Below are 13,171 nucleotides of genomic sequence, written 5' to 3'. Positions count from 1 at the left end.
GTTTTATAGAAAATAGGAAGATGAGGGGTTTTGGAAATTTTATAAGAGGCAAAATAAGATTTTAGGATAGCTTTAAAGTTAGTCTAAAATGACGTTTGTTTCATCATTTTCAAGCCGAAGAGGAATTAGGGTAAAGCATCTTACTTTAAATGCGGCTATGAATCATCTAAGAGGGGGAAATGAAGTGGCAAACAAAGAATTGAAACGAGGTTTAGAAGCACGTCATATTCAAATGATTGCTTTAGGCGGAACAATTGGTGTTGGTTTGTTTATGGGGTCAGCCAGCACGATTAAATGGACAGGTCCGTCAGTAATGCTTGCATATGCAATCGCAGGTGTTTTTATCTTCTTCATTATGCGTGCCATGGGAGAAATGTTGTATATGGAGCCAAGCACAGGTTCATTTGCGACATTTGGTCACAAGTATATTCATCCATTAGCTGGTTATATGACGGCATGGAGTAACTGGTTCCAGTGGGTTATCGTTGGGATGTCAGAGATTATCGCAGTTGGAGCGTATATGAAATATTGGTTCCCGGATTTACCAGCTTGGATACCAGGTGTTATCGCGATGGTTATTCTTGGTGCGGCTAACTTAATTTCGGTTAAGTCATTTGGTGAATTTGAATTTTGGTTTGCAATGATTAAAATTGTTACGATTTTATTAATGATTATTGCCGGATTCGGTCTCATTTTCTTCGGAATTGGGAACGGAGGAGAAGCAATTGGTATATCTAATCTGTGGAAAAATGGTGGTTTCTTTACAGGTGGTTTTTCAGGATTCTTCTTTGCGCTATCACTTGTAGTTGGGGCATATCAAGGTGTGGAATTAATCGGGATTACTGCTGGTGAAGCGAAAGATCCGAAGAAGACACTTACAAGAGCAATTCAAAGTACAATTTGGCGTATTTTAATTTTCTATATTGGTGCTATTTTCGTTATTGTAACTGTTTATCCTTGGGATCAATTAAGTTCAATTGGTAGTCCGTTCGTAGCGACTTTTGCGAAGGTCGGTATTACGGCAGCTGCTGGACTTATTAACTTCGTTGTTATTACAGCGGCAATGTCTGGTTGTAACAGTGGTATTTATAGTGCAGGACGTATGCTTTATACGTTAGGTGTAAATGGACAAGCACCAAAATACTTTGCGAAAATTTCTAAAAATGGTGTACCTTTATTCGGTACAGTTGGTGTAATTGTCGGTTTAGCGGTTGGTGTTGTTTTAAGTTATATAGCGCCAAAAAACTTATTCGTATATGTATATAGTGCGAGTGTACTTCCTGGTATGGTACCATGGTTTGTTATTTTAATTAGTCAAATGCGTTTTAGAAAAGAAAAAGGAGCAGAGATGAAAGATCATCCATTCAAAATGCCGTTTGCTCCTGTTACAAACTATTTAACAATTGCCTTTTTAATTATGGTATTAATCGGTATGTGGTTTAACGATGATACTCGTATTTCACTAATTGTAGGTATTGTTTTCTTAGCTATCGTAACAATTAGTTTCTATGCTTTCGGAATAGGGAAGAGAGCTCCGTTAGAAGTTCAAAATGATCAAGAGATTTCAAGTAAATAAAGGTAATAAAAAAGTCCGATTTCTTATTTAGAAATCGGACTTTTGTTATTAAAACTTTTCTAATACAATCTTCCCAATTGTACGTCCACTTTCAAGTAATGCATGTGCTTTTTTAAGGTTTTCTGCATTAATTGGTGTTAACGTATCATTTAAAGTAGTTTGAAGAATACCTTCATCTAATAGCTCGCTTACTTTATTTAATAGTTCGTGCTGCGTAATCATATCACCAGTTTCATACATCGCTTTTGTGAACATAAACTCCCAAACGAATGTAGCGCTTTTACTTTTTAAAATCCCCATCTCAAGAGGGTGCTCATTTTCTACGATAGAGCAAATTTTCCCTTGTGGTTTAATGAGGTCACCGATTGCTTGCCAATGTTGATCTGTATTGTTTAAGCAGAAGATGTAATCGACATCTTTTAGCCCAAGTTCTACTATTTGATCTTTTAACGGTTTGTGATGGTTAATTGTATGATCAGCACCAAACTTTTTCACCCAGTCTATCGTTTCACCGCGGGAAGCAGTTGCGATGACATTTAGTCCAGCCCATTTCGCAAGCTGAATTGCGATTGAACCTACACCACCAGCTCCGCCGATAATTAAAATGTTTTTAAATGTATTTTCACTTTTCTTAGCGTAATCAATGCCTAAACGTTCGAATAAACCTTCCCACGCTGTAATAGCTGCTAAAGGAATTGCTGCAGATTCAGCATCGCTTAAAGTTTTTGGTTTTTTACCAACGATTCTTTCATCAACTAAATGGTATTCACTATATGTACCTTGTCTCGTAATGCTTCCAGCGTAAAACACTTCATCGCCTTCTTTAAATAATGTACAACCTTCGCCAGTTTGTACAACAACACCACAAGCATCCCAGCCAAGTATTTTCGCTATATCTTCTTTTTTATCTTTCGGAGAGCGAACTTTTGTATCAACTGGGTTAACGGAAATCGCATTAATCTTAACAAGTATATCTCTTCCTGTGGCAACAGGTCTTTCAACTTCAATATCAATTAAACTGTTTTCTTCTTCAATAGGTAAGTATTCATGTAAACCAATTGCTTTCATTTTTATTCCCTCCATTAAAGTAAGAGTCTTTTTCTCTTTCATTATAGATGGGAAGTGTTGTTATGTAAAAAAGTTGAGTCCTTTCCATTTTGTTAAAGGCCTGTTTCAGCCTCATTTAGAACTTTGTAACTGGAGAGGAGCCATCGTTTTGATTTTATAAGCGTCGGATGAAAGGTATACTTATTTTTCCAGTGTACCTTGCAATGAACAATACCAAGTGTTATATTATACTTGTAGTTACTTATTATAAAACAGTACTAAATAATAAATAGTAGTAGATGCCAATTAGAATAGGGTGAATGAATATTGAATGTACAATTTAAAAAAGGAGTTTTAGAACTTTGTGTTCTTGTCTTACTTGATAAGCAAGACCGTTATGGGTATGAATTAGTTCGAAGTATTTCCAATCAAATTGAAATATCAGAAGGGTCTGTTTATCCTTTACTTCGTAGATTAACTAAAGAAGAATATTTTACAACGTATTTACAGGAGTCTTCAGAAGGACCTTCAAGGAAGTATTATACACTGACGGATAAAGGTAGAACGTATTTGTATCAACTTTTGGAGGAATGGAATGAGTTTTCACAAGGTGTCAATCAATTAATAAAAGAAGGTGTACGTAATGACGAAAAATAAATTTTTACAACAATTAAATGCATCTCTAAAAAGATTATCTGAAAAAGAGCGTACAGATATTTTAAAAGATTATGAAGAACATTTTACTTTCGGATTAGAGGAAGGGAAAAGTGAAGAAGAAATTGTAGCTTCATTAGGTTCTCCAGCTCAAATCGCCAAAGAGTTATTAGCAGATTATCATATTGAGAAAGTAACAGCAAGTGCAACAACAGGAAATGTTTTTCGGGCAATTTGGGCAGTAATTGGATTAGGTTTTTTCAATTTGTTAATCGTGCTTGGACCTGCAATTACATTAGCGGCATTGATTTTTTCAGGATGGGTTCTAGGAATCTCATTTTTAGGTTCACCATTACTGGTTCTAGTTGATACTATTATACATCCAAATACATTCTTGCTATTTAATCTTTTCGTTTCTTTAGCACTTTGTGGACTTGGATATTTCATTGTAATTACTATGTTATTTTTAACAAAGCTGGCAAATAATGGATTTGTTCGTTATTTAAAGTTCAATATGGCACTAGTAAAAGGTGGTTTGAAGCATGATAAATAAAAAGAGTCTTTCAATCATTGCAGGTATTATTTTTATTATTGGTATTATCGGAAGTTTATTCACTTATCGTTCAATTGCTGCAGTACCAATTTCAGAAGAAAAGGTCATTAATAATAATAATGTGTCAAGCGTCATTATCGATACGAATAACGTTCGTGTTAACATCAATCCTACAACAGATAGTAACATGAAAGTAAAATTAGATGGCGAGGTTAATCCTAACGTAAAAAGAACATTAGCTGCGGATGAGAAAGATTCAACGCTTCTCATTTCTTACAAAGAAAAACAACAGAGCTGGTTCAACTTTAATATTTCTGAAGTATTGGCGCCATTAACATTAAATGTGTATCTACCCGAAAAACAATATGATTCATTAAAAGTTTCCAATAATAATGGCTACGTTGCTGCTAAAAAACTAAACGCAACACATTTTAATATCAATACAAGCAATGGACGTGTGGAATTAAGAGAAATCAATTCACCAAAAATTATCGCAGAAACAAACAATGGAATTATGGATTTCAAAGATATATTGGCACAAAATATTCATGTGAAATCGAACAACGGACGAATAATGCTAGACCATGTTGAAGGTGAAATAGAGGGGCAAACTAAAAATGGAAGTCTTACTCTGAAAACGAATGAACTGGATCGAAATCTCAATTTTACGACTCACAATGGAAAAATTAATATTGAAACTGAAAAAGAACCAACTAATGTTCAATTTAATGTTTCTGTTGACAATGGCAGAGCGAATATTCTTGATAAATATAATGGAAATACGGTTATTGGAAAAGGAGAAAATGTAATTAAATTAAACACACATAACGGAAATATTACAGTGAAAAAACAATAGCATATTACCTTTTATAATCTCAGCTCGCCGCACATAAAGAGCAATAATAAATAAAAAAATAATCGACTCCTTTTCTCAACATGTAGGTAGTCGGTTATTTTATATTTAACATTCGTTTAAGTGTGTATCCTTTCCATTCCATTCGTATACTAGCGTTTGTTTCTGTATTGCTTAAAGTGCTTTCTTACTTCGAACTTTATTTCAGAATACAAACAGTTGTTTTATTACTCTCGATTCTTAGGAGGATAACGAATAGTAATTAACGATGTAAGGAGAATTTGTGAATGACTCAAAAATAATAACTGAAACAATGAAAAGTGAGAAGGAGTTTATTTCTAACAGGAGGAATTTTTACTGTATTGTCTTATCCAAAACTAAATGAAAAGGTGGATACATAATGACGGTAAAAAAGCTTTATTTCGTTCCAGCAGGTCGTTGTATGTTAGACCATTCTTCTGTTAATAGTACGCTCACACCGGGGAATTTATTGAACTTACCTGTATGGTGCTATTTGTTGGAGACAGAAGAGGGGCCTATTTTAGTAGATACAGGTATGCCAGAAAGTGCAGTTAATAATGAAGGGCTTTTTAACGGTACATTTGTTGAGGGACAGATTTTACCAAAAATGACTGAAGAAGATAGAATCGTAAATATTTTAAAGCGTGCAGGGTATGAGCCAGAAGATCTTTTATATATTATTAGTTCGCATTTGCATTTTGATCATGCAGGGGGAAATGGTGCTTTTTCGAATACACCGATCATTGTACAGCGTGCTGAATATGAGGCAGCGCAGTATAGAGAAGAATATTTGAAAGAATGTATTTTGCCGAATTTAAACTATAAAATTATTGAAGGGGATTATGAAGTTGTACCAGGTGTTCAACTGTTGTATACACCGGGGCATTCTCCAGGGCATCAGTCACTATTTATTAATACGGAAAACTCTGGACCTGTGTTATTAACGATTGATGCATCGTACACGAAAGAAAATTTTGAAGGTGAAGTGCCATTTGCAGGATTTGATCCGGAATTAGCTTTAGCTTCAATTAAACGTTTGAAAGAGGTTGTGATAAAAGAGAACCCGATTGTTTTCTTTGGTCATGATATGGAGCAGGAAAAGAGCTGTAAAGTGTTCCCTGAATATATATAAATAGAAAAAGTCATGGGCCTATTAGCTCATGACTTTTTCTATTAAATAACCTTTTTAAATAAGTTATATACTTTTTTCGAATTACCTTCATTTAATTGATAATAAGTAAGGTCTACGTCATCAGGAGTGTTTTGATGGGCAATCATAACTTCACTACTGTTGTTATCTACTATCCAAATTAAATATTGTTTATAAGTCCCATCTTGGAAAGTAATCCACATGTTACAATCTACTGAATCAGAACCTTCTTCATCTAGCGTTAAATCGCCTTTTTTTGCTGTGTCCATACTGTTAATGAATGTTTTTAATTCATCTGTTTTTGTAAGGAAGATAGATTTTTTTGTTTTAATTGACTCTACATGTATATCTTTTATTTCCTGTTTTCCTAAAAAGACAGGAGGTGCATTTGGGTCTCTTTGAGTTGAAATAATAGTAGCTTTCTTCTTTGGTTTACTTGCTGTATAGAAATCTTGAATAGATTTTCCAGAGTTTAAAAACCATACGATTCCAAAAATAATCAACGCACTACCTAGCAGTAAAATGATTTTCTTAATAGAATATTCTCCTCTCTGTTACTTTGTATGAAGAGCTTTTCTATTAATATATGATAGGTAAGCGTAAAGTATTATAGTTGTACGTGGCTATGCTTCACAGTTTTTATAGGGCGATCAACGAGTAAATTGTAAGTAAGCCCTATTAATACGAAAATTCCACCGACAATTTTGCCCATTGAGAGTTCGTGTGACAAGAAGAAATCAATGATAGTCCCCGTAAATAATTGTCCGATAAAGATGAGTAACGTTAAATAAAATGCTGGAATTTTAGGAGTAATATAGTTTGATAATGAGATGACGATAACACCTACTAATCCGCCTAAGTATACAGCGATAGGTATGGATTGCAGTGTATGACTAGAAATATACAACGAATCTGAACTGAAAATTAAAAATAACATAGAGAAAAATAATCCAGTAATATAATTAAAAAACGTACCTTCCCAATTTCCAATTTTCTTTGCTAAATTCGCGTTAATAATTCTAGCAACAACGATGGATACTCCAACTAAAATAGCGATACAAATATATAACATATTCTTGCCCCCATTAATAAATTGTCATGATAATAATTCCAGAAGAGATGAATAATAACCCAACTAGTTTTTTCTTTTCAAACTTCGCAACTTTCATACCTAATAAACCGAAATGATCAATTACGATAGAAGCAATAGATTGACCAAGTAAGCCTAATGCGATAGTAATAGAGGCACCAAGAGCAGAGAAGCTTATATTGCTAAAAAGAACAGTGAATACACCAATCGCTCCAGCGCTATATAAATAAAGCGGAATACCTTTTTCAAAGTGAATTTTATTTTTGTTAAGGACTAGCACGAAAACAACTGCTATTAAACCTACAAGATGAATGACAACACTCGCTGTATAATTGCCAATCAACTCAGATAAAATTCCGTTCAATGGAAGCATAATGGCAATAAGCACACCAATAAAGACAGAAAGAAAGTTATACAATGTAATATCCCCTTTGTATTTCATGTTTGTAATGACTGTATCATGTTGAAATTGTGTATTACTATGACATATGTCATAGTAGAAGAAGAAAATTTTGATTAAAATGGGGATGAGTTGTAAAGGTGGGGGAACTATGAAGAAAGTATGTAATTCAAATAAATTAGCAGATTATATGAAACAAAATAATATTGACTCATTTTTTAGTAGTGATATGAAGCCATATATGGAACTTATATTTTTTAAAAAGAATGAGTTCATTTGTAGAGAAAATGAAGAGATAGATTATTTATATTTCTTTGTTGAAGGAAAAGCGAAAGCGTTTAACACATTAAGTAATGGAAAGTCCGTATTATTATGTTTTTATGATAGCTTGCAATTGTTAGGGGATGTAGAGTTAATTCACTCTCAAAGGATCACTTCAAACGTACAAGTAATGGCAGATTCTTATTGTGTTGGTTTGCCTTTGGGGAAAGTTAGAAATCAGTTGTTTCATGATGCGAAATTTTTAAGATGCATTTGCGGTTCTTTAGCCCACAAATTAAATCGACTTTCAAAGAATAGTACAATTAATTTACTATATCCGCTTGAAAATCGACTTGCGAGTTATATGTTAGCAGCAGGGGAACGAGCGGTTCAGCACGGAAATAGAATTGTGTTTAGTGGGAATTTAACGGAAACAGCCGAATTGTTAGGAACGAGTTATCGGCATTTATTACGAACATTAAATGTTTTTTGTGATAAAGGGATAATACAGAAAAACAATGGATGCTTTGAAGTGATGAATGTGGATATTTTGAGGGAATTGGCTGCGGATGTTTATAAATAGGAGAGGAATATAAATGATTACACCTATATTTAGAATTTTTGATGTTGAAAAGGCTCATTTGTTTTACATTAACTTTTTAGGGTTTAAGTTGGATTGGGAACATCGGTATGAGGACAATATGCCGTTATATATGCAAATTTCGTTACATGATGTTGTGATACATTTATCAGAACATCATGGGGATGCTTCACCAGGTGGTGCGATTCGTGTGAAAATGAAAGATTTAAAAAACTACCATAATGTATTATCGAGTAAAGAATATTTATATTCTAAACCTAATATAAAAAAACACCTTGGGATACACTTGAATTAACAGTGATTGATCCATTTTCAAATAGAATTACATTTTATGAGGAAATGGTTTAGAAATTGAGGTTTCATAAATAATTTATCAAAATAGGGGTTACAATGAAAAGAAAAATAGCGATAATTTCAGATATTTATGGAAATAGTCACGCTTTAAAGGCGGTATTAAAAGATATTTCACGTCGTAAGGTCGAAATGATAATAAATTTAGGTGATAGTGTGTATGGGCCGTTAGATCCTTTAGGGATAATTGAAATATTAATGAGTAACGAGATGATACATATTAAGGGGCGTTTACTTTATAGTAAACTGCTCTTTTTATTTTGGGTAGATATTGAATTATATAAAAATAAAATGTTATGATTATGGAAACGTATGAACATATGAACATGTATTCATGTGTTTGTGAGAAGGAGGGATTGGGGTGAAAGATATAATTATCGTTGGAGCTGGTCAAGCTGGATTAACAATGGGATACTACTTGAAGCAGGAAGGATATAGTTTCTTATTACTTGAGGCGGGAAACCAAATTGGTGATTCATGGAGAAACCGATATGATTCTTTGCAGCTCTTCACACCAAGGGAATATAGTAGTTTACCAGGTATGATATTAAAAGGAGAAGGGAATGAATTTCCAAGTAAAGATGAAATTGCGACTTATTTAGAAGAATACGCAACGTATTTTAAATTACCCGTACAATTGCAAACTGAAGTTTTAAAAATAAGGAAAGAGAAAGAAATATTTGAATTACACACTCCTACAGAAATTTTACAATCGAAAAAAGTTATTATCGCATCAGGCGGTTTTCAGCAACCATTCATCCCCTCATTTTCACAACATCTTTCATCACATATTTTTCAAATACATTCATCACAATATAAAACACCATCACAAATTCCTAAAGGGAAAGTACTAGTAGTAGGTGGCGGGAATTCAGGAATGCAAATAGCAGTAGAACTTGCAAAAACTCATGAAGTTACGATGTCTATAAGTCATCCTTTAACGTTTTTACCGTTACACCTTTTTAGAAAAAGTATTTTCAATTGGTTAGAAAAAATAGGTTTATTGTATGCTGAAATAAATACAAAGAGAGGAAGGTGGTTTCAGAAGAGAAAGGATCCTATTTTTGGTTTTGAAGGTAAGGAACTCATTCGTAATGGAGCAATAAAACTACAGAAAAAAGTGGTAAGTGCATCAGGAAATAACATTATGTTTCAAAATGGTGATACATATAGTGCAGAAAGCATTATATGGTCAACTGGTTTTATGCAAGAGTATAAATGGATTGAAATAGAAAAGGCAGTGAACGAGAAAGGATTTCCTAATCATATAAAGGGAATAAGTCCAGTAAGAGGATTATATTATATTGGTTTGCCATGGCAATCTCAAAGGGGTTCGGCACTTATTTGTGGTGTAGGAAAGGATGCGGCGTATTTGCTTTCTGAAATCAAAAAAATAGATCAGTAGCAGCAACTACTGATCATCCATATGTACATGAATTAGGAGAGGTCAAACATTTATTAACTTTATTATAATAGATTTTCATGGGATAAAAAACTGAAAATTCTTATTTTTGTGTTGAGAAAGTTTTTTTGTATCGAAATATATGAAAAAACAGGAATTTTCATTGGGAAGAAAAATGATATTTATATTTTAGTAAATTATGATATAGTCTACATTAGAGCTATTTCCATAAATATAATTACTTGTAAATTATATTTATGTGAAGGAAGGAGAAGCAATTATGAAGTTTGATGATCAACGCCTACTAGAAGCCCGATTAGGTTCAATGCTCGTAACAGAAGAAAATCAATATTTAATAATTAAGAAAAAAGATCATTATGCACTATTGAATATACATAATTTAGAATGCACACATGTCGAAGTGCAGTTAGAACATATTGAAGAATTGTTGCATGAAGATTTCCAAGAAAGTATAACGGAAATTATCGCGCCGGAACATATAAAAATTGTTGCGAAAAATGTTATATAAAGAAAGAGGCTGGGGATCAGCTTCTTTCTTTATATATGTCTAATTCATTATAAAGATAGCATTTTTAAAACTTCACCAATAACGCCCTCCATTTGATGAACACCTAAGTCTGTATTTGTCATAATAACAGCCCCATTACCTCTATAAGGATAACAAACCATCATACATTGGAATCCAACGCCCCAGCCAAGTGAATAAATTTGTAAGTCTTCATTAGAATCATTTAGAAAAACACCTAATCCAGTCCATTTTGAGCAGCCTTGAGGAGAAATCATGTCCTGTACTGTTTTTTGAGAAAGTTTTAGTTTTCCATTTCCTTGCAAGGAATGAATGAGTTCGTTTACTAAAGTTGATAAATCGGATGGTGTTGTCCAAATTCCTGAAGCAGCTGCGAATGGATAAAATGGATACTTCTCATTTGTTACAGTTCCATCTTTATTATGCCCGCAAGCAAAAGCATCGGTTTTATCTATGTCTTCGGGAGAGAAGAGTGTACTATTTTTCATTTGTAGTGGCTGGAAGATAAATTCTTCTAGTAACTGACTAAATGGTTTCCCCGTAATATCTTCAAGTAGTTGTTCGATAATACAAAAGTTTGCGTCTGAGTATTGAAATTCACTTTCTGGTTTATAAGTTACTTCTATAGGTACTGGGCAATATAATGTTCTACCAGCAAGAAGTTCAGGAATTTTAGGTATTCCTTGCGCTAGCTTATAATGTCCAAAACTATTAGGAGGATCAATTATTCCAGATTGGTGACTTAATAAGTTTCGTAAAGTGATTTTTTTCTGTGAAGTAAATAGATTGGTAGGTATGTTCCAGGATGTGAGTCTATCAGTTACGTCTTCATCTAAATGTACGATTTCTTGATCTGATAATGTTAGTACGAGCATTGTGGTGATGAATTTGCTAATAGAACAAGAATTGAGGATGGAATCCGTAGTGACAGTTCTATTTGTTCCAGATTCAAGTGTTCCAAAGGCAGTCGCTTCGTTTAGTTTGCCATCACGTATGACGGCAAGGCTTAAACCAGCAACGGAATATTGGTTCATTTTCTCGTATATATTGTTACTTTTTAAGTTCATGGTGACTCCTTTCTTTTTAAAAATAGAATATTGACTTTATTATACATTGTTAATCTATGAGAGGTGATGTGAATGGAATTAAAAGTTAATTTTTAATATAGAGAAAGAGAATAAAAGAAAAAACCTCATCATTTTTGATGAAGTGTCCTCTTTTATTTTGCAGAAATTCGCATTATAAACTGAAGTAATTTATCTCTATACATATACATTAGCCATAGAGTTGATATGTAGGAAATAAGTGCTCCTTTGTTTTCAATTGGTGCATTGAAAACGAGCCAACCAACTATATCAAATAATAAATGTAGTGCGATTGAAAGAACTACAAATTGTAGTAACGTATTCAAAAATCTTTTCATAAAGTTTCCCCCTAAATAAAAGGTTTTATCAATAGTGTTGTACATTACTATTATACATTAAATGTGTCCTGTGGTAAAAATTACATAAGTTACTTAAATAAAACATATGAAAGCTAGTGAAGGAGGAGCAGTCATGGAATTTTGGATTGTCATACCAATTGTGGCTTTTGGATTTATGTATATTGCTGAAAAATTAAATAAAATCGAAAAGAAAAATGATGCGCGTTTAAAGAGGATGGAAGATAGATTACAATTAATTACGAAAGAGATGGGAATTGTAGAAAGAGAACCTGAGATTAATAAAGAATTACGTCAGCTTGTGGAAGATGGAAAAACGATTACAGCAGTTAAGAGAGTAAGAGAAGCATTTGGTTTTTCAATACTAGAAGCAAAGCAATATGTCGATAAATTATGAAGAAGATCATCCATTTGGATGATCTTTTTTCACTGAACCATGCGTGTATTTACATAAGCAGCGATTATGACGTGTCCAATTACAATGATAGGAATAACGATTTTGACATTAGGAGTAGTGAAGACACTACCGATTGTAGCAATGACACCAGCAATTAGATTATAAAGACCAACTATTTTTGATAACTTCATTTTGTCAGGTACACGTCGTTCATTGAATCCTGATAAGAGCCAAGTGTATTGTTTTACTCCGATGAAATAAGCTAGTGCAAATGAAATGATTGCTACTACGAATAAGGATGGTGAAGCGAAGAGAGTCATTGAAACACCTCCGTTTATGGGCTATAAATAAATTATAGTATGAATGTTATTATTTAACAAAATACAATTGTGATTTTAATTGTAATAGAAAAACGGAGTATTTGTGATGAAGGGAGATTAAGTATGAATATTGTGGAATTCCAGAGATATGTATCAAATTTCAGTAAAGAAAAAGGATTTCAAGATACAACAATTGAAGAGCGTACGATGTATGCGATGGCGGAATTAGGTGAATTAGCGGAAGTTATATTAAAGCGTGATAAAATACAGGATTCGAAAAGAGAGATTGGTTTAGAAATGTTTGATGTAATTTGGAATGTATGTGATTTAGCAAACAAGTTAGAAATTGATTTAGAGAAGGCGTTTGAAGAAAAAATGATGATTAATAAAAAACGTGAATGGTAAAAGGAAAGTTAAGTTAAAAAGCGTACAAAATTTTGTGCGCTTTTATTAATTTCATGAAAAATAGGTAAGAAATGATGGAACAAACATTCGAGATGAATTGTC

17 protein-coding genes and 2 pseudogenes are annotated in these 13,171 nt (G+C 33.1%); 12 read left to right on the top strand and 7 right to left on the bottom strand.

Annotation, left to right across the window (positions count from 1 at the left end; translation table 11 throughout):
• The first annotated feature begins 184 nt into the window (after window positions 1-184).
• Entirely contained in the window at window positions 185-1,576 is a 1,392-nt protein-coding gene (locus EXW56_RS16335) for an amino acid permease (RefSeq protein WP_215557261.1), read from the top strand.
• 48 nt (window positions 1,577-1,624) lie between these two features.
• On the opposite strand, the gene EXW56_RS16330 is transcribed toward EXW56_RS16335, so the two are convergent.
• Window positions 1,625-2,644: a zinc-binding alcohol dehydrogenase family protein gene (locus EXW56_RS16330; protein WP_215557260.1), complete on the bottom strand. Its 1,020-nt coding sequence runs from the start codon at window positions 2,642-2,644 to the stop codon at window positions 1,625-1,627.
• A 306-nt stretch (window positions 2,645-2,950) separates the two neighbouring features.
• Between EXW56_RS16330 and EXW56_RS16325 the strand changes: the two genes are divergently transcribed.
• From EXW56_RS16325 to aiiA, 4 genes are all read left to right on the top strand, one after another.
• Window positions 2,951-3,280 (top strand): PadR family transcriptional regulator, encoded by a 330-nt coding sequence (locus EXW56_RS16325; RefSeq protein ID WP_002199791.1) that lies wholly within the window; start codon window positions 2,951-2,953, stop codon window positions 3,278-3,280.
• Complete coding sequence (locus EXW56_RS16320) at window positions 3,267-3,830, top strand: HAAS signaling domain-containing protein (protein ID WP_215596774.1); 564 nt, start codon at window positions 3,267-3,269, stop codon at window positions 3,828-3,830. The genes EXW56_RS16325 and EXW56_RS16320 overlap by 14 nt, the downstream gene beginning before the upstream one ends.
• The gene (locus tag EXW56_RS16315; RefSeq protein WP_002199793.1) at window positions 3,820-4,686 is read left to right on the top strand and encodes a DUF4097 family beta strand repeat-containing protein; all 867 of its coding nucleotides are present in this window, start codon (window positions 3,820-3,822) and stop codon (window positions 4,684-4,686) included. Before EXW56_RS16320 ends, EXW56_RS16315 begins: the two co-directional genes overlap by 11 nt.
• 397 nt (window positions 4,687-5,083) lie before the next feature.
• On the top strand, window positions 5,084-5,836 hold the full coding sequence (gene aiiA / locus EXW56_RS16310; RefSeq protein WP_098987994.1) for a quorum-quenching N-acyl homoserine lactonase AiiA: 753 nt from the start codon (window positions 5,084-5,086) through the stop codon (window positions 5,834-5,836).
• A gap of 41 nt (window positions 5,837-5,877) precedes the next feature.
• On the opposite strand, the gene EXW56_RS16305 is transcribed toward aiiA, so the two are convergent.
• The 3 genes from EXW56_RS16305 to EXW56_RS16295 all read right to left on the bottom strand — a co-directional run bounded on the left by EXW56_RS16305 (window position 5,878) and on the right by EXW56_RS16295 (window position 7,386).
• On the bottom strand, window positions 5,878-6,357 hold the full coding sequence (locus tag EXW56_RS16305) for a YhfM domain-containing protein (protein ID WP_088078992.1): 480 nt from the start codon (window positions 6,355-6,357) through the stop codon (window positions 5,878-5,880).
• 104 nt (window positions 6,358-6,461) lie between these two features.
• Window positions 6,462-6,926 (bottom strand): DMT family transporter, encoded by a 465-nt coding sequence (locus tag EXW56_RS16300; RefSeq protein WP_002121102.1) that lies wholly within the window; start codon window positions 6,924-6,926, stop codon window positions 6,462-6,464.
• Window positions 6,927-6,939: 13 nt separating this feature from the next.
• Entirely contained in the window at window positions 6,940-7,386 is a 447-nt protein-coding gene (locus tag EXW56_RS16295) for a DMT family transporter (RefSeq protein ID WP_002121099.1), read from the bottom strand.
• Between the two features lie 109 nt (window positions 7,387-7,495).
• Between EXW56_RS16295 and yeiL the strand changes: the two genes are divergently transcribed.
• The 5 genes and pseudogenes from yeiL to EXW56_RS16270 all read left to right on the top strand — a co-directional run bounded on the left by yeiL (window position 7,496) and on the right by EXW56_RS16270 (window position 10,488).
• Window positions 7,496-8,188 (top strand): transcriptional regulator YeiL, encoded by a 693-nt coding sequence (gene yeiL / locus EXW56_RS16290; protein WP_002199795.1) that lies wholly within the window; start codon window positions 7,496-7,498, stop codon window positions 8,186-8,188.
• Between the two features lie 13 nt (window positions 8,189-8,201).
• Window positions 8,202-8,554: pseudogene (locus EXW56_RS16285) on the top strand (glyoxalase superfamily protein).
• 42 nt (window positions 8,555-8,596) lie between these two features.
• Window positions 8,597-8,785, top strand: a pseudogene (locus EXW56_RS16280) (metallophosphoesterase family protein); the annotation flags it as partial.
• A 133-nt stretch (window positions 8,786-8,918) separates the two neighbouring features.
• On the top strand, window positions 8,919-9,962 hold the full coding sequence (locus EXW56_RS16275; RefSeq protein ID WP_215557257.1) for a flavin-containing monooxygenase: 1,044 nt from the start codon (window positions 8,919-8,921) through the stop codon (window positions 9,960-9,962).
• Between the two features lie 277 nt (window positions 9,963-10,239).
• A complete protein-coding gene (locus tag EXW56_RS16270; RefSeq protein WP_215596773.1) occupies window positions 10,240-10,488 on the top strand; it encodes a hypothetical protein in 249 nt (82 codons plus the stop codon).
• Between the two features lie 47 nt (window positions 10,489-10,535).
• On the opposite strand, the gene EXW56_RS16265 is transcribed toward EXW56_RS16270, so the two are convergent.
• Window positions 10,536-11,573, bottom strand: coding sequence for a serine hydrolase domain-containing protein (locus EXW56_RS16265; protein WP_215596772.1), 1,038 nt, complete (start codon window positions 11,571-11,573; stop codon window positions 10,536-10,538).
• 152 nt (window positions 11,574-11,725) lie between these two features.
• Window positions 11,726-11,929, bottom strand: coding sequence for a hypothetical protein (locus tag EXW56_RS16260; RefSeq protein ID WP_016105547.1), 204 nt, complete (start codon window positions 11,927-11,929; stop codon window positions 11,726-11,728).
• A gap of 133 nt (window positions 11,930-12,062) precedes the next feature.
• Between EXW56_RS16260 and EXW56_RS16255 the strand changes: the two genes are divergently transcribed.
• On the top strand, window positions 12,063-12,344 hold the full coding sequence (locus EXW56_RS16255; RefSeq protein WP_002110980.1) for a hypothetical protein: 282 nt from the start codon (window positions 12,063-12,065) through the stop codon (window positions 12,342-12,344).
• Window positions 12,345-12,373: 29 nt separating this feature from the next.
• On the opposite strand, the gene EXW56_RS16250 is transcribed toward EXW56_RS16255, so the two are convergent.
• Entirely contained in the window at window positions 12,374-12,664 is a 291-nt protein-coding gene (locus tag EXW56_RS16250; protein WP_215596771.1) for a DUF3784 domain-containing protein, read from the bottom strand.
• 123 nt (window positions 12,665-12,787) lie between these two features.
• Between EXW56_RS16250 and EXW56_RS16245 the strand changes: the two genes are divergently transcribed.
• Window positions 12,788-13,069 carry a MazG nucleotide pyrophosphohydrolase domain-containing protein gene (locus EXW56_RS16245; protein ID WP_002199805.1) on the top strand — a complete coding sequence of 94 codons (282 nt, stop codon included), beginning with the start codon at window positions 12,788-12,790 and terminating at the stop codon, window positions 13,067-13,069.
• Window positions 13,070-13,171 lie beyond the last annotated feature (102 nt).

It is taken from the genome of Bacillus mycoides, from assembly GCF_018742245.1.
Lineage (GTDB): Bacteria > Bacillota > Bacilli > Bacillales > Bacillaceae_G > Bacillus_A > Bacillus_A cereus_U.
The sequence above is the reverse complement of the archived record's forward strand: the minus strand, read 5'-3'. Positions and strand labels throughout refer to the sequence as shown.